The sequence below is a fragment of the Alcanivorax nanhaiticus genome, from assembly GCF_000756665.1.
GTDB classification, from domain to species: Bacteria; Pseudomonadota; Gammaproteobacteria; order Pseudomonadales; family Alcanivoracaceae; genus Alcanivorax; species Alcanivorax nanhaiticus.
Genome location: NZ_ARXV01000004.1, coordinates 18210 through 35176, shown reverse-complemented (window position 1 = coordinate 35176; position 16967 = coordinate 18210). Strand labels below are relative to the sequence as shown.

At 59.4% G+C, this 16967-nt stretch carries 11 protein-coding genes; 6 read left to right on the top strand and 5 right to left on the bottom strand.

All coding sequences use genetic code 11. The annotated features are described in order from the left end of the window. Position 1: 1 nt before the first annotated feature. The gene (locus tag Y5S_RS06070; RefSeq protein ID WP_035231322.1) at positions 2 to 436 is read left to right on the top strand and encodes an MgtC/SapB family protein; all 435 of its coding nucleotides are present in this window, start codon (positions 2 to 4) and stop codon (positions 434 to 436) included. 68 nt (positions 437 to 504) lie between these two features. Here Y5S_RS06070 and recQ read toward each other — a convergent pair whose 3' ends face one another. Then, positions 505 to 2640 carry a DNA helicase RecQ gene (gene recQ, locus Y5S_RS06065; protein ID WP_035231320.1) on the bottom strand — a complete coding sequence of 712 codons (2136 nt, stop codon included), beginning with the start codon at positions 2638 to 2640 and terminating at the stop codon, positions 505 to 507. 95 nt (positions 2641 to 2735) lie between these two features. Here recQ and chrA point away from each other — a divergent pair, with 95 nt between their 5' ends. The 3 genes from chrA to Y5S_RS06050 all read left to right on the top strand — a co-directional run bounded on the left by chrA (position 2736) and on the right by Y5S_RS06050 (position 6810). Then, positions 2736 to 3875 (top strand): chromate efflux transporter, encoded by a 1140-nt coding sequence (gene chrA, locus Y5S_RS06060; protein ID WP_035231318.1) that lies wholly within the window; start codon positions 2736 to 2738, stop codon positions 3873 to 3875. Positions 3876 to 4442: 567 nt separating this feature from the next. Continuing rightward, on the top strand, positions 4443 to 5093 hold the full coding sequence (locus tag Y5S_RS06055) for a TetR/AcrR family transcriptional regulator (protein WP_052041436.1): 651 nt from the start codon (positions 4443 to 4445) through the stop codon (positions 5091 to 5093). A gap of 22 nt (positions 5094 to 5115) precedes the next feature. After that, entirely contained in the window at positions 5116 to 6810 is a 1695-nt protein-coding gene (locus Y5S_RS06050; protein WP_035231315.1) for an acyl-CoA dehydrogenase family protein, read from the top strand. A gap of 268 nt (positions 6811 to 7078) precedes the next feature. Here Y5S_RS06050 and Y5S_RS06045 read toward each other — a convergent pair whose 3' ends face one another. Next, complete coding sequence (locus Y5S_RS06045) at positions 7079 to 7825, bottom strand: ParA family protein (protein ID WP_035231314.1); 747 nt, start codon at positions 7823 to 7825, stop codon at positions 7079 to 7081. Between the two features lie 266 nt (positions 7826 to 8091). Between Y5S_RS06045 and Y5S_RS06040 the strand changes: the two genes are divergently transcribed. After that, the gene (locus tag Y5S_RS06040; RefSeq protein WP_035231312.1) at positions 8092 to 9123 is read left to right on the top strand and encodes a DUF4062 domain-containing protein; all 1032 of its coding nucleotides are present in this window, start codon (positions 8092 to 8094) and stop codon (positions 9121 to 9123) included. Positions 9124 to 9277: 154 nt separating this feature from the next. Here the strand turns inward: Y5S_RS06040 and Y5S_RS06035 are convergent, their stop codons facing one another. Then, positions 9278 to 10990, bottom strand: coding sequence for a proline--tRNA ligase (locus tag Y5S_RS06035; RefSeq protein ID WP_035231310.1), 1713 nt, complete (start codon positions 10988 to 10990; stop codon positions 9278 to 9280). Positions 10991 to 11132: 142 nt separating this feature from the next. Here Y5S_RS06035 and Y5S_RS06030 point away from each other — a divergent pair, with 142 nt between their 5' ends. Continuing rightward, positions 11133 to 11543, top strand: a complete 411-nt coding sequence (locus tag Y5S_RS06030; RefSeq protein WP_081939689.1) for a PaaI family thioesterase — start codon at positions 11133 to 11135, stop codon at positions 11541 to 11543. A 186-nt stretch (positions 11544 to 11729) separates the two neighbouring features. Here the strand turns inward: Y5S_RS06030 and Y5S_RS06025 are convergent, their stop codons facing one another. Continuing rightward, positions 11730 to 15200 (bottom strand): translocation/assembly module TamB domain-containing protein, encoded by a 3471-nt coding sequence (locus Y5S_RS06025; RefSeq protein ID WP_035231308.1) that lies wholly within the window; start codon positions 15198 to 15200, stop codon positions 11730 to 11732. After that, complete coding sequence (locus tag Y5S_RS06020) at positions 15197 to 16954, bottom strand: autotransporter assembly complex protein TamA (RefSeq protein WP_052041435.1); 1758 nt, start codon at positions 16952 to 16954, stop codon at positions 15197 to 15199. Before Y5S_RS06020 ends, Y5S_RS06025 begins: the two co-directional genes overlap by 4 nt. Positions 16955 to 16967 lie beyond the last annotated feature (13 nt).

Here is a 16967-nt window from a genome sequence, read left to right as displayed (position 1 = left end):
CATGAACGAATTGGATTGGCAGCAGGTAGTGACGCACCTGTACCAGCTGGGAATTGCCTTTGTTCTGGCGTTGCCAGTGGCATGGAACCGTGAACAGATGGCCCGGGGGGCCGGGTTGAGGACATTCCCGCTGGTGTCGATTGCTGCCTGTGGCTACATGCTGGTGGGAATGCAGGTGTATACCGGTTCAGATGCGGAAGCGCGTGTGATGTATGGGGTGATCACCGGGATGGGCTTTATTGGTGGCGGGGCGATCCTCAAACACGGGGCCAATGTCAGTGGCACGGCCACGGCGGCCAGTCTGTGGAATACCGGAGCTATTGGCATTTCCGTGGCCTACAGCCGCTATGAAATCGCGCTGGTGCTGTCGATCATCAACTTCCTGATCCTGCAGTTTTCCCGCTCGTTCAAACGCGATGGGGAAGAGGAAAGCTGAACCGAAACATTCCCATCGCGCTGGCCATTCCCCGGTTTAGAACAGCGGGTGGTTTCGAATGGAGGGCGTTAGCTCTGTGCCAGGATGGCCTGCCGCACACAGTGCAGGACACCGGTGGGCCAGTCGTCTACCAGGTATTCCCTGATCTGGCGGTAACTGAACGAGTCTTCTGCCAGATTGGGTTGGCTGAGCAGGGCATCCTGAATAATGCCGATTTCTACCTCGCTGAGGCCCAGTGCCTGCTCCAGCCCCAGTTGTCCGGCAACGATCAGTTGGCTGAGTTCGCGGTATACCGTTTGCTCGTTCAGACTTTGCTGGCGGGCAATGTCCGAAGGGTTCATGTTGGCCTGGGCAAGGGCGAGAATATCGTCGCGATTGGGACCTGTCGGTTCGGCTTCGCCATGGGTGCTGTCATCGCCATTGAGAATGGCCAGAAACTCATCACCATAACGCTCCAGCTTGCGGTCGCCCACACCGCTGACCGCCGCCATTTCACGGCGATTACGCGGGCGGATGGCGAGCATGTCCATCAGGGTGGCGTCATGGAACACCACATAGGGCGGTACGCCTTCCTCTTCGGCCAGTCGTTTGCGGCAGGCACGCAGGGCCTCCCACAGAGTACGGTCGGCATCGGCGATGTGAGCCTGGCTTTTGCGGGTGGTGGCCTTCTTCGCCTTGGCCAGTTCCTTGCGCAGGTGCAGGGGCTGCTCACCACGCAGGTAGGGGCGGCAGGTCTCGGTCAGTTTTAGGGCGCCATAGCCGTTCATGTCCACGCTGAGAAGGCCCCGGGCCACCAGTTGTCGATAGATGCTTTTCCACTGGGTGGCACTGAATTCACTGCCGATGTTCCAGGTAGAGACATGGTCGTGGCCGGCACTGGCGATCTTGTCACTGCGGTTGCCGGTCAAGACATCAATCAAATGACCTGCCCCATAACGCTGCCCGGTGCGGTAAACGCAGCTCAGGGCCTTCTGGGCCGCCACGCTCGCATCGAAGGTTTCTGGCGGGTTCAGGCAGGTATCGCAGTTGCCGCAGGGTTGCTCCAGCTTTTCATCAAAATAATGCAGCAAGGCCTGGCGGCGGCAATGGGTGACTTCGCACAACCCCAGCATGGCTTCCAGGCGCTGGTTCTCGTTACGTTTGTGCTGCTCGCTACCGCTGCTCTGCGCGAGCATCTGCTTGAGCTTGATGGCATCTTCCAGGCCATAGGCCATCCAGGCGGTGGCGGGTTCGCCATCGCGGCCGGCGCGGCCGGTCTCCTGATAGTAAGACTCGATGCTTTTGGGCAGATCCAGGTGGGCGACAAAACGCACATCCGGTTTGTCGATGCCCATTCCGAAGGCAATGGTGGCGACCATCACGATGCCATCTTCGCGCAGGAAGCGCTGCTGGTGTTTTTCGCGCACATTGGCGGCAAGACCGGCGTGATAGGGCAGGGCGTTAATACCCTGCTGGCATAGCCAGTCGGCAACGGTCTCTACCTTGTTGCGGGACAGACAGTAGACGATGCCGGCATCGCCGTCATGCTCGCTGCGGATAAAACACAGCAGTTGGTTGCGTGCGCCGTCCTTGCGTTCAATGCGGTACTGGATGTTGGGCCTGTCGAAACTGGAGACAAAGTGGCGGGCCTGGCTAAGGTCTAGCCGCTCGGCAATTTCGGTGCGGGTGCGCTGATCGGCGGTGGCAGTCAGGGCGATGCGTGGCACTGTGGGGAAGTCACGATGAAGCAGCGACAGCTGCAGGTAGTCATTGCGGAAGTCGTGACCCCATTGGGACACACAGTGGGCTTCGTCGATCGCGAACAGGGCGATGTCTGCCTGTTGCAGCAGGGACAGGGTACGCGGTTGTATCAGGCGCTCCGGGGCAATGTAGAGCATGTCCAGCTCGCCATTGAGCAAGGCATCCTCCAGTGCTCGCACCTGTTCAAAGTCCAGGGTCGAGTTAAGAAAGGCTGCCCGTACCCCCAGCGCCTTGAGCGCGTCCACCTGATCCTGCATCAGGGCAATCAGTGGGCTGATGACAATGCCAACCCCATCGCGAACCAGCGCCGGGATTTGATAGCACAGTGATTTGCCGCCCCCGGTGGGCATGAGTACCAGGGCGTCATCGCCGTTTACGAGGGTGTCAATAATGGCCTGCTGCTCACCACGGAACTGGTGATAGCCGAACACATGCTGAAGGACGGAGTGGGCATCGGATTGCATGGCGCGAGTATACCTGTCGCCTGCGGCAGTGACATCCGCCGGAAAGAGAAGTGTGCTAGGTTCCAGGTCAAAAGCAGCGGATTATTGAGTCAGTCATGCAGGATATCTTTCGTCAGTTTCTGGTGTTGGGACTTGTCAGTTTTGGCGGACCCGCCGCCCACGTGGGCTATTTTCATCGCCGTTTTGTGGACGAGCTGAAATGGCTGGATGAGGCCGAGTTTGCCCGCCTGATGGCACTGACCCAGTTCCTGCCCGGGCCCGCTTCAAGTCAGTTGGGGTTTGCTATCGGGCGAGTGCGTGGCGGTGTACCGGGGGCGTTTGCCGCGTTTGTGGCCTTTACCCTGCCGTCATTTCTGATCATGGCGCTGCTGGCCATCTATGCGTCATCACTGCCGGACTGGTTGCAGGGCGGGGCGATTACCGGCCTCAAGTGGCTGGCGGTCATCGTGGTGGCGGATGCGGTGTGGAACATGGGTAAGCGATTCTGTGCGACCCCGCTGACCCGCGGGCTGGCAGTGGCCGTTGCCTTGCTGCTGTTGATCTGGTCGACCCTGTTGGGGCAAATGCTGGCGCTGCTGGTGGCGGCGGTGGTGGGCTGGCACAAGCTGCGTCCGAAGGAGGGTAGCGCGCCGGTGAGTGACCAGCCAGTATGGCGGCACAAGCCCTTAATGCTGTTTGCACTGCTGGCGGTACTGCCGCTGCTGTTTGGCGGTGGGCTGTGGGTACTGTGGAAAGACTTTTATGCGGCCGGTTCGCTGGTGTTTGGCGGTGGCCATGTGGTGCTGCCACTGCTGCAGGAACTGGTGGGCGGCAAGCTGAGCCCGGATCAGTTCCTGACGGGGTATGCCGCCGCTCAAGCCGTGCCCGGCCCCATGTTTTCACTGGCGGCCTATCTGGGCGCTGTATTGCTGCCGTCCAGTCCCTGGCTGGGGGCGCTGACAGCGACCCTGGCCATCTTCCTGCCCGGCTTCCTGCTGGTGCTGGGTGTCATGGAAGGCTGGCAATGGCTGTCTTCCCGCCCGGCCCTGGCCGGCGCCGTTTCCGGCATCAATGCGGCGGTGGTGGGGTTGCTGCTGGCGGCGCTGTACCAGCCGGTGTTTGTGTCCGCAGTGCACGGGTTTTGGGACCTGCTGGTGGTGCTGGCGGGTTTTGCGCTGCTGCGCAGCGGCAAGGTGCCGTTGTGGGGGATGGTGTTGGGGATGGCGGGGCTGGGGGTGGTGGCTGGGGTGCTGTAAAGGACGGTTGAAAGTTTAAAGTTGAGAGGAGCGAGTTGCGAAAGGCAAAACCGGCAGTAAGTTCCGATGGTTTTAGTGATCTTCGAAACTCGGTACTCGCAACTCGACATTGGTTCCTCGCTGTCGCTCGGATCGCCTGCAGGCAGCCTCCTACAGCGATCTTCAGCGTTTGCGCGAGAAAAGAGCGCCAATGCCTGCAGCACGGTACATCCCCGTTAGAGTGAGTCGAGGAACGGAGCCCTGTGACGGCGTAGAGCAAAAAACCTGTCTGAGCGGAGCGAGTCTTTTTTGTGTCCGTCACAGGGCGAGTACCGGAGTGTGCCTGCGGAGCAGGCCGAACGGAGTCGGGGCGCGGGGGAGTCCAGAGGGGGGCGCGTTACACCCCTTTGGGCCCGTCCGGCGAGGACAAGCACGTGTCATAGTGCGATGACATATCAGCGAGCGCTGTACCTCCTAAGATGGGGGCCACGATCACTGTCGTTGCAAATATCTCGCCGACCACCGGCCTTGCTTGAAAATCGGAACCGTGGTTCACTTCTTTGCAAGAGTTGAATATGGATTCCGATCATGGCCTACCGGGAAACTGACAACGTCCGCGCCCGCAAGGCGGCGCAGCGGGAGCATCTGTTGCGCTGCGCCGAGCAGCTGGTGCGAGAGGGAGGCTTTGCTGGCCTGGCCATGCAGAGCCTGGCCGCTCAGGCTGGAGTTGGGGTGGGTACCCTGTATCGCTATTTCGAGAACAAACCGGTGTTGGCGGCGGAGGTGTTCCGGGTGGCTACCGAGCGAGAGGTGGCCGCGGTGGCTGATGCCATGACCCTGCCCGGCAGTTTTTCCCGCCGTTTGACCCATGTGCTGGAAACCTTCGTGCGCCGCGCCCAGCTGGCACCGACACTGGCCTGGTCGCTGATCGCCGAGCCGGTGGATCCGGCGGTGGATGCCGAGCGCCTGGTCTACCGCCAGCGCTACGCTGAGCTGTACCAGCAGTTTCTGGCTGAAGGCGTGCGGTTGGGCGAGTTGCCCGAGCAGGACACTGCGGTGACCGCCGCCGCCATGGTAGGCGCCATTGCCGAGGCACTGGTTGGGCCACTGTCGGATCCCTTGCCCAAGGCCGGGTTGGCTCAGTCCCTGACCCAGTTTTGTCTGCGGGCCACTGGCGCTAGCGCTGACACTGCGCAGACCTCAACAGATAACCCCCAAGCGCTGCACAAGACGGCGTAACCGCTTTTTCGGGAGAGCAACCATGAATGCCAAACACGATAGCCTTAAACCTGATCCGCTTGCCCAGACCCATGAGGTCTTTAACCAGGCCAAACCGCTGGAAAACTACAATCCCTATGACACGGATAACGCGCTGCGTGAAGCGGTGCGTCGCCACGGTGCCGGCTGGGCCGAGGAGCGGTTATCTGCACATGGCGTGAAAACCGGTACTGCTGAGGTGATCGAGTGGGGTTTTCTGGCCAACGAACACAAGCCGCAGTTTTCCTCCCACGACCGTCAGGGTTACCGGGTGGATTATGTGAAGTATCACGAGTCCTATCATCGCCTGATGGCACTGGGGTTGGAGTCGGGCATTCACTCTGCGCCCTGGACGGACCCGAAGCCGGGGGCTCATGTGGCGCGGGCGGCACAAAGTTATCTGCAAGCCCAGGTGGAGGCGGGCCACGGCTGCCCGCTGACCATGACCTTTGCGGCGGTGCCGTCCATCAGTTTGACGCCGTCGCTGGCAAAAGAGTGGCTGCCCAAGATCCTGAATAACGCCTATGACCCACGCAATGTGCCGCATTATGAGAAACAGGCGCTGACCATCGGCATGGGCATGACCGAGAAACAAGGCGGTTCGGATGTGCGTGCCAACACCACCCATGCTTATCCGGTTGGGGTAGAAGGCCCGGGTGAAGCCTATGAGTTGGTGGGACACAAGTGGTTCACGTCGGCTCCCATGTGTGATGCCTTTTTGGTGCTGGCTCAAACCGAGAATGGGTTGAGCTGTTTTCTGGTGCCGCGTTGGCGCCCGGATGGCAGCAAGAACCCGATCCAGGTGCAGCGTTTGAAGAACAAGATGGGGAATGTCTCCAATGCGTCTTCCGAGATCGAGTTGCGGGGGGCGCTGGGCTGGATGGTCGGTGAAGAAGGCCGGGGTGTGCCCGCGATTATCGAAATGGTGGCCATGACCCGGTTTGACTGCATGATCGGTTCCATGGCGGGCCAGCGTCAGGCGGTAGCCCAAGCGGTGAATCATGCTTCTGGTCGGGCAGCCTTCGGCAAGACCCTGTTGGATCAGCCGCTGATGCGTAACGTACTGGCGGACTTGCAACTGGAGGTAGAAGGCTCCCTCGCTATCGCCATGCGCATGGGCGAGGCGCTGGATCAGTCCACTCTGGATCCTGCCAATGAGCATGAAAAGCTCTTGCTGCGGCTGGGGCTGCCGGCAGGCAAGTACTGGATCTGTAAACGCTCTCCCTTCCACGCCTACGAGGCCATGGAGTGTTTGGGGGGGAACGGCGTTACTGAAGATTTCATCATGGCGCGGCTGTACCGTGAGGCACCTATCAATGCGATCTGGGAAGGCTCAGGTAATGTGCAGGCACTGGATATGCTGCGCGCCCTGGCCAAGACGCCGACGGTGTTGGAAACCTGGTTTGCCGAGCTCGGCAAGACTGCTGGCAGCGATGCCCGCCTCGACAAGGCGGTGAGTGGACTGAAGCAGGAGTTCAACGACATGAGTGATGCGGAGTATCGTGCTCGTGACATCGTTGATCGTCTCTCCCTTACCATGCAGGCCAGCCAGTTGGTGGCGGCGGGGAATCAGGCAGTGGCGGAGGCGTTTATCGCGTCTCGTCTCGGTCAGCACGGCGACCGTAACTATGGGACTTTGCCAAGGGGGCTGGACCTGAGTGGAATTCTGGCGCGGGCGAACCCGTGGGAGAGCAGTTAACAGTGAACAGTTAACTGCGGCGCGGTATGGGTGTGGATATGGCTGAGATGGTGTAGACCGCGGCCAGGCGGCCGCGATTGTGGACAGGAATAACGGATTCGGCGGCGCTCACCGGCGGACAGGAAGTAGAGGGGGCAGGGAGGCTCCCTTTTTTGTGTCAGGAATGAAAGCAAAGAGGCCGCGCCCAAACCTTTGGGCGCGGCCTCTTTCGTTGCCGTCGGCACGGGCTTGAGCCGCGCGCTGTTCACTATTCACTGTTAACTGTTCACTACAGTTTGAGCTTGCCCGCAATCTCAAACCACATGGCCCGAAACGCCTGGGCACTGGGGGTGTAGGGGGCGAATTCGCCGACCGGGGCTTTGTGATCGCCCATTTGCTCCACATGGGTGGAGTAGGGGATCCAGGTCTTCAGGCCGCCTTTCATGACTTTGGGGCGCTTCACCAGCATTTCCACGTGCAGGTCACGGTGGCGGTCCACCATATTAAAGAAGGGGACGACCGTGAGATTCTTGTAGTTCTTGCTGTCGATCCAGTCCCGCACCTGCTGGAAGGCACGTACCGACAGGTGGGTAGGGATGACCGGGACGAACAGGTAATCCACTGCGGCAAAGATGCTTTCCGCTACCGGGCTGAGGGTGGGGGGGCAATCCAGTATCACCAACTCATAGGATTCGCCGAGGGGGGCAATGAGTTGCTTAAGCTTGTTTTTGGCGCTGCCGCCCTCGCTGAGTTTGATATCCGCATTGCGCATGGAAATATCTGCTGGAATGGCATTCAGGTTCGGCCAGCGAGTCTCGCGCTTGAGCCGGCCAATGGGCTGTTTGCCCTTGAGTACATTGCCAGCCTTGTAACCCTCGCCATCGTCCACGCCCAGATAGAAGCTGGCGGCGCCTTGGGGGTCCAGATCCCAGAGCAGGGTGCGGTGCTTCCAGCGGGCCGCGTGCCAGGCGATGTTCACCGCCGAGGCGGTCTTTCCGACCCCTCCTTTCAGGTTATAAAAGGCAATGGTCTGCATGGCGTTCTATCCTGTCAGCAAGTCGAAGGCGATGTTGGCCAGTACTATAGCCGCGAATCCACGGGGTTCATACGGTGAAGAATGTGGTTCGCTGCTACCTTTATTGTTGATCTCAGGCTAGCATGATCAAAGCTATTCTCCCATTCTGCCTGCCCGCTTTGGCATTGCGAGTCTGGGAGCTCTCTTGTGATGCTGGTCGTCAGGCTGTTTAATAGCTCACCAGCCAATGCCTCAGGGGCACAAAGCCATAGGAACAGGGAACCAGGGTGACCGCTTCAAAACGCTATCAGGTCTTTATCAGCGCGACATATCCCGATATGCAGGGAGCAAGGCAGGCGCTGATGCTGCCAATGATCGAAAACGGCATGATTCCCACCGGCCTGGACAGTGCCGCCGCCGATGGCAATACCCTGCTACCGGTCATCCAGAAGCTGATTGAAACCAGCGATTACTTTGTTCTCATTGTCGGTGGACGCTATGGCCACCTGTCTCCCATGGGGCTCAGCGAAATTCACCGTGAGTACATCTACGCGGCTACCAAGCGCAAGCCTGTGGTGGCGTTTATCCACGACAATCCTGCTTTGCTGAAAGCCGATCAGCAGGAAGCCACCCGAGACGGGCAGGTGCGTCGAGACGACTTTGTGCGTCTGTTGGAAGAAAAAGTGCCCTGTTTTCGTTGGAGCACAGAGGCGGGGCTTACCGAGGTGGCGCGTAAGGTTTTGCCCAATCTGATGCGTGAGCATCGCGCAACGGGTTGGGTGCGTGCAGACCAGCCCGGCTCCGGCACGGGGGCCGATACCTCCGGCCTGAAGGCTCGTATCCAGGAGCTTGAAAAAGAGCGTGAGGAAGCGCTTAGTCAGTCCCGTCCGCCGCTCAAGACCCTGTCTCGCGGCGCGGATCAGGTGGCGCTGGATTACTCCTGTAATGTGTACGAAGGCGGCGATTGCAAGCTGGCCATGGTCACCACCCGTATTAGTTGGGATCAGGCGTTTTCCTGCGTGGCACCGCTGATGCTGAATCCGGCTTCGGAGCCTGTCATGCAGAAGGCGCTGGAAGACTTCATCGTGCGCAAGGCCCTGGCCGACGTGCAGAAAGATTTCCCCCGAGCCCATGCGGTGCGCAACGTGGTACTGGCGGCCCACTCGTTCAACCAGCTCAAGATTCACCTTCGTGCCCTGGGGCTGATCAGCAAATCCCAGGAAACCGACAGCCGCGGCCTGCCCCTGTGGCAACTCACCGCCCATGGTGACAACACCATGAGTCAGGTGATGGCGGTGAAGCGGACGGTCAAAATATAGTTAACAGTGAACAGTTAATAGTTAACAGCTGCGCGTCAGGCGCTGGATTTCGTTTAAAGCAAAGAGGCCGCGCCCAACCGATTGGGCGCGGCCTCTTGCGTTCCAAAGCGTGCGAACCTGTCTCGCGCCGCTGTTAACTGTTCACTAGTAACGGTTAACTGAGTTTGCCCTTGATGAACGCCACTACCTCATTCATCGGCACATCAGTATTTTCCGCGTCCCCACGGCCTTTATATTCCAGCACGCCGTTGTCCATGCCGCGTTCGGCGATGACGATACGGTGGGGGATGCCGACCAGTTCGGTGTCGGCCAGTTTCACGCCCAGGCGCTCTTTCTCGCGGTCATCGAACAGCACTTCGATGCCGGCAGCGGTGAGCTCGGCGTAGAGCTTTTCTGCCAGCTCGCGCTCGCGGGGGCTCTTCTTGATGTTTACCGGCACCAGCGCTACCTGGAAGGGGGCGATGGCTTCTGGCCACATGATCCCGCGGTCATCGTGGTTCTGCTCGATAGCAGCGGCAACCACCCGGGTAACGCCAATACCGTAGCAGCCCATGGGCATGACCACGGACTTGCCGTTTTCATCCAGCACCTTGGCGCCCAGCGCTTCGGAGTACTTGGTGCCCAGCTGGAAGATGTGGCCCACTTCGATGCCACGCTTGATGGTCAGGGTTCCGTTGCCGTCCGGGCTCGGGTCGCCTTCCACCACATTGCGCAGGTCGGCCACTTCCGGCAACGCCACGTCGCGCTCCCAGTTGATGTTGAAGAAGTGTTTGCCGTCTTCGTTGGCGCCGGCGCCAAAGTCACTCATCACGGTCACGCTACGGTCGGCAATCACCTTGATGGGCAGATTCACAGGGCCCAGGGAGCCGGGGCCAGCGCCAATGGCCTTGCGAATCTCTTCTTCGCTGGCGAATTCCATCGGGGCGGCAACGGCTTCCAGCTTTTCGGCCTTGATGTCGTTGAGTTCGTGGTCACCACGCACCAGCAGGGCCACCAGGGTGCCTTCTTCGGCTCCTTTTACCACCAGGGTCTTGACGGTTTTTTCGATGGCCAGGTCAAACTGTTCCACCAGTTCTTCGATGGTCCTGGCTTTGGGAGTATCCACCTTTTCCATGGCGGCGCCGGGAGCGGCTCGCTCGCTGGTGGGCGCCAGCGCTTCGGCCAGTTCCACGTTGGCGGCATAGTCGGAGCTGTCGGAGAAAGCGATGTCGTCTTCACCGGAGTCGGCCAGTACATGGAATTCGTGGCTGGCGGCACCGCCGATGGCACCGGTGTCTGCTTCCACCGGGCGGTAGTCCAGGCCCAGGCGATCGAAGATGGCGCAGTAGGCGCGGTGCATGATCGCGTAGGTCTCGGCCAGGGAATCCGTGTCGGTGTGGAAGGAATAGGCGTCCTTCATGATGAATTCCCGCGAGCGCATGATGCCAAAGCGCGGGCGAATCTCGTCACGGAACTTGGTCTGGATCTGGTAGAAGTTGGCCGGCAACTGCTTGTAGCTGTGGATCTCGTTGCGGACCATGTCAGTGATCACTTCCTCATGGGTGGGGCCCAGGCAGAAAGGGTTGTTGTGACGGTCGGTGATGCGCAGAAGCTCCGGGCCATAGGCCGGGGCACGGCCGGACTCTTCCCACAGTTCCATGGGCTGCACTACCGGCATCAGCACTTCTTGGGCGCCGGCCTTGTCCATTTCCTCGCGGATCACGTTCTCCACCTTGCGCAGCACCCGCAGCCCGGTGGGCAGCCAGGTGTACAGGCCCGAGGCCAGCTTGCGAACCAGGCCGGCACGCAGCATGAGCTGGTGGCTGATGACAACTGCATCCGCGGGGGTTTCTTTGACAGTGGCAAGCAGGTACTGGGAAGTGCGCATAGGAATTATCTGGGCAGGTTGTTTCAAGAGCGCTCCATTCTATGAGAGAAGGACTGTTCCCACCAGCTGTGTGTCGCAATCCGGGGTGGGTTTAACCCAACGAGTTGGCTAGTCTTGTTCTTTTGTTTGCGAGTTAAGCCTTATGTTGGATGCCAAGCAGGTTCAGCAGGTGATTTACGATGGTCTGCCCGCCGCTTCGGAAGAGGGGCTGGTGGTGGAGTCGATCGGTGATCACCGTGCGCGGGTACGTAGTCCGTTTCGGCCGTCAACGTTACGCCCGGGGGGAACCCTTTCCGGGCCGACCATGATGGGACTGGCGGATGCGGCTATGTATGCTGCTGTGTTGGGGGCACTGGGCCGGGTGGAAATGGCTGTGACCCAGAATCTGAATATCAACTTTCTCTCCAGACCTGCGCAGAAGGACCTCATTGCTGAAGCGGTCATCCTGCGTTTGGGACGGCGTTCGGCGGTGTTGGAAGTGCAGTTGTTCAGTGAAGGTAGTGACGACATGGTGGCGCATGTTACAGGCACCTATGCGCTACCTATGAGCTGACAGAGGCGAGTTACGAGTAACGAGTTTCGAAAATCAAAACCCCAGGCCACTTGGTTCCAGATGTTTTTGCCTTTCGTTACTCGAAACTCGAAACTCGAAACTCGTAACTCGCAACCCCCGATGGTCGCCAGGAGCGCATGCCGGTACCTGTCTGTCGAAGCTTTCGCGTGTTGCATGATGCGTGCCTTACCGCAACTCTTTCTCCCAAATCAGATCCAGGCTGTTGGCTTCCGAGCTAGAGCGGGCTTCCAGGTGCAGGCTGCGGGTGAGTGTATAGCGGAGCATGACGGTGGAGACGGCGTCGAACAGGCCAATGGCGTAGGTCAGGTAGAGCCGGTCTGAAAGCTGTTTGCCCAGCATCAAGGCGGCATCTTCGGTTTCCCAGTCACTGCCTACGGTGATTTCGTCCACCCCCAGTTTACTGCCGATCTTGTCGGTAACTCCGCTGCCTTTTTCCAGACCATAAACCGCCAGTGCCTGGGCGATGCGATTGGCATCATTTTGGGTGCCGCCTTCCAGGGGACGGCCGGTGAGCAAGTAGGACATGATCTGGCTGGGTTCCATGGACGGGTCCGAGTACAGGGTCGCTTCCGGACTTTGCAGGGTACCGGCGAGCTGCACGCCTACGGTAATGGCTTCACTGGGAATCTTGCGATAGGCGCGGATATCCAGGCCGGGATTGTCTGGTTGTCCCTGGAAGATCAGTTGCCCGTCGCTGATGGCCAGGTTCTGGCCATAGGCCCGGTAACGGCCGTCACGGACCACCAGCTCACCGTTGAGCTGAGGCGGTTGTTGGGGGTGCTGAAGGATTTGCACACTGCCGCCAAGATCGGCATTCAGGCCAAAGCCGTTGAAATTGACCTTGTCTCCCAGCGTTACGGTCACATCCATGGCTAGCGGAAGACGCTGGCTGGCATCGCCTTCATGATGCACCAGCACCTGGTCTTCACTAACCGTCACCGCCCCTTCCGGGAGCTGTTCAGGGTGAATCGCAGCCTCAGGGACCAGCAGCGTGCCACTGAGTAACAGCCCCTCCAGATCGCCTTTCAGGTTCAAGTCGGGGGTCAGCCACACGCGGGCATCAGGCCTATCGGCAACAAGCAGGCGTTGCCCGGTGAAATTCAGATTCAATGCCAGCGGCCAGCGGCTGGGGTCCAGGTAGCCGTTCACCTTCATGACCCCGTCACCCATATTTGCCTGTCCGCTGACGTTCAGTCTGCCGGTTTGGGCGCCAGTCAGAGCCAGTGACATCTGGCTGACGGCGATGCCAAGGGAAGGGATCAAGGCATGGCCTTCTTCAAGCGCGATATTGCCATTAAGCAAAGGCGCACGAGGCGTGCCTGCCAGCTGGATATCTCCTTTCAGTGTGCCGCTCACGTCGCGCAGGTCGGCCGTCAGCATTTCCACCACAGAAAGGCGTTCGATCTGGAATGAGACTTGGCCATCCATGGGCTTGTCTGGATGGAATCCATGGGACAGGTCTGCATCCACGCGCCCCAGTGTGGTGGCAAGGGTCAGCCGGGTCTGGGCCTGCTTTCCTTTCAGTTCGCTATCCAGTGTGATCGTATCCAGTTTCCAGGGCGGCGGCCCCTCTGCCACGTTGAAGGTCAGCATGGCGGCTTCTGTTTGCAGATGAATGTTGCCTTCAGGAGCGTCAAGGGTGCCCTGGATTTGTGTATGGCCACTCAGGGTGCCGTCGAGGCTATAGTCCGGGCCAAGTAACGACGAGGCCAGTGCTAGCGGCAGTTGGTTGAGTCGGGCATTGAGCGACAGCTGATCCCGGGCTCCCCGGCTGCCGTTCAGGCACAGATGGCTGTTCTGCTGCTGCAGACAGAACTCTCCGAGCTGTTGTCGCTGGGAAGACACGTTAAGAGGGCTGGGTTGTGCCTGTTGCCATTGGCCCAGCTGTGGTTGCGAGAGGAGTGTGTCATGCAGGGAGCCTTGCCAGCTTGCCGGCATGCTGCCTTCCAGTAGCAGGGTGCCGTCCAGTCGGGTACGCAAGCGGGTATCGTCTTGTTGCAGCGCCAGCACCAGCGAATGCTGCTTGAGAGTGCCATCCAGCGTCAGGTTCAGGGAAGCCAGAGTGGGCTGGCTATCCTGCGTCAGCCCTCGGGCGGCCAAGGTCAGTTTCTGTGTTTGGGGGCCGATACCCAGATTATCAAAGTGAGCTTCCAGCTCTGACAGGCCCAGTGAACCCTGAGCCAGAGACGTGCCATTGAGCTGGCCACTGAGGCGGGGAGAGCGGGTCTCTCCACGGACTTGAACCGTTCCCTCCAGCGATCCCTGAACAGAGGAAAGCAACTGGGAGAGGGCGCCTAGAGAAAGCTGGCTTTGCAATTGCCACTGTGGCCATACCTTGCCAGCAGCCTGGAGCTGGTTGTCTCCCCACTGCATGTCGCCCTCGATCTGCAGGTTGCCGGCATCTCCCCAGGTTCTTGTTTTTAGCTTCAGGCGCTGTTCACGCAGGGTTCCTGTGACAGTGACCGTGCCGGGGTCGAGCTGCCAGCGGTTGTCCTCCACTCGACCCTTGCTGTGGCCGTCGATGGTCAGCATGCCTTTCCATTGCGGAGAAAAAATGCCGGTATCCAGATCGCCGTTCAGGGTCAGATCCCATTGCAGGGGTTGCAGCTGAAGGCTGCCTTTGCCGCTCAGTCGTTGCTTTGACTGTCGCAGGGTGAGGTCGTGGAGCGTCAGGGTTTGCCCAGCCAGTTGGCTGTCCAGGGCGATGCTCAGTGTTTGTTTTTCGCCGTTGGAAAGGCCCCGCTGCAAGGTGGTGGTGCCGTTAAGGGTAATGTCAGAAAGTGGGCCGCGGGTTTGCAGCTTGCCGCTGCCAAGCGACAGGGCCGTGTCGCCGCTCAGGGGCAAGGTTTGGGTTTGCCATTCATGCAGTAGATCGATCTGCCAGCTATCGTCCTCGTGCAGCCATTGGCCATGGGAATGGACAACGAGTGGTTGTTGCAGTGTGTGCTCAAGTTGCAGGGCGGTGACTGGGCCTTTGGCCTTGAGTTCCCCGCTGGCGAGTGGTGCATGAAAAGTGCTGTTGTCGGGTAGCGGTTTCTGCCAGCGAATCTGGCCATCTAGCGGGTAGGGTGATGTCAGCTGGCCGTGACCACTGACATTCACCTGGATATCGCCTTGCAGCTGAGAGTCCAGTCTGGCGAACTGGAAACGCCGCCATGCCGACAAGCTCTCTCCCTCCAGATTCTCCATCAGCGTTGCCTGGTTGAGCTGTATCGAGTCTACGGCCAGTTGCTCGATGCGTATCCCCAGTGGCAATGCCAGGCTCTCCGGTAACGGTGAGGGGGTGGCTTCCGGGTCGGTAGTGGGGGCGGTCTGGATGTTGACCTTGCCCAGGGTCAGAAATTCGAATGTGAGCCAGCCGCGAACCAGAGCCAGGGGTGTCAGGTTAGCTTTGAGTTGATCAATTTCCAGCGTCAGCGACGGGCTTTCATAGCGCAGCCCGGTTACGTCTACCGTGCTTAGCAAGTTCCCCTGCCACTGCTCCACCTGGAGGTCACCGGGAATCAGATCGCTGGTGCGGGTCAGCAGCCAGCGATTCCCCGGAGCGGTTCCCACCAGCCCGTATAGCAGCAGTGTGGTCAGGACCAGCAACAGCAGAACGAGGGCAAGAAGTCCGATAACAGCGCGGCGAATCACAAGTCAGGCCCCATGCTTAGATGGACCCGCCAGTTGCGGTTTTCGTCGATGGCGCGAGCCAGATCGAGGCGGATGGGTCCGAGGGGGGATCGCCAGCGAATGCCGGCACCGGCGCTATGGCGCAATTCATAATCTTCGATGTCGTTGAAGGCATTGCCCGCATCGGTGAATACCGCGACATGCCATTTTTCGGTAATGGGGTGATCATATTCCAGCGAGCCGGTAGCCATGTGCCGGCCACCGATGACGTCACCTTTATCGTCCTCCGGTCCCAGTGATTCGTAACCGAAGCCGCGAATGCTGGAGTCGCCACCGGCAAAGAAACGAAGGGAGGCGGGTAACTCGGAAATATCATTGATCTCGGTATAGCCCAGATCAAGCCGTGTCAGTATCCGACCGCCCAGCAGAGGGAAGAGCAGTTTGCCACTGGGGGTAAATTGCGCAAACGAGGCGGTGGAGGAAAGTCCCTGATGAGCCACGCGCAGCTTGCCGCTGAGGCGCCAGCCGAAGGTGGGGTAGACCGGATCATTGGCCTTGATGCGACTTAACTGGTAGCCGGGCATGACCAGCTCCGCCTGATCCACTTCATCGGCGATTTGCCAGGTTTCCCGCAAATACTCCAGTGACAGGGTGCTCACCCATTTGTTGTTCATTTCAACAATGTAGTCTGCCCCGGTCATCCAGCGTTCGTTGGTATTACTCTCGGTGTCCTCGTTGATATAGCTGGTATGCAGATCCAGCCTTTCACGCAAAGGATCAGACAGGGGGATCTGGTAGCTTGCCCCGGCACCCTGTTCCACTTCGGATAATTGGGTTTCTGCCCGGAAGCGATGGCCGTGAGAATTGACCCTGCGATTCTCAATGCCCAGGCGAACACGTGGGCCGGTATCGGTACTGAAGCCGATACCGGTCAGCAGTGACCAGCGGTGGCTGTCGCTGAGAGTGATGCTGATCGGGATCGTCCGGGTCTCGGTGTCTACGGTGCCTTTCTCAATGCGGGCAGCGCTGAAGTAGCCGGCCCCGAGATAGGCTTGCTGGGTTTCCAGCACACGTTTGCTGTCGTAGGGCTGGCCCTCTTCAAACTGGACATAGGCATCAATCAGACGGGCATTCAGACTGCTGCCGGTCACCTCAACATTGCCGAAGTGATAACGGGGACCACTCTCAACCTCCAGCAGGATGCTGGCGGTATGACGTTGGGTGTCCACGTTGAGTCGGTGATGGGTGAGACTGCCTTCCATGTAGCCACGGTTGATCAGACTTTGCTGTAGATTGCGTTTGAGTCGGGTGTACTTGTCGTGTTGCAGGCGTTCGCCAACACGAAGTTCATGTTCGCTAACCAGTCTTCGGAAGTGAGGGTCCTGGTCGGCCTCGCCACGCAACCGAATGTCCACCTCGCTGATAATCACCGGCGGGCCTGTTTGCACATCAAGGAAGACTTTGGCGCAGCTGCCAGACATATCTGCATGCAGGTCGAACTGGCCTTCATAGAAGCCCATGGCTTGCAGGCCCTCGCGGGCATTTTTGAGGATCTGACGGCGAATCAGGCCATATTGGGCCTTGGGGGGCTGACAGTTATAGCCTTTCAGATTGATCAGGGCGCGGAGATTATCCGTGACGGCATCGCTGGCATTGCCAGTGATGACCAGGGTGGGTTCATCCCGGGCAAGGACCACAAGCGGTAACAGTAAAAGCAGTACCGCGATCCATCCTGTTGGCAGCTTGACGGTCAATCCCTGGTCCTTGTCAGTCATTGCTGCCAGTGTA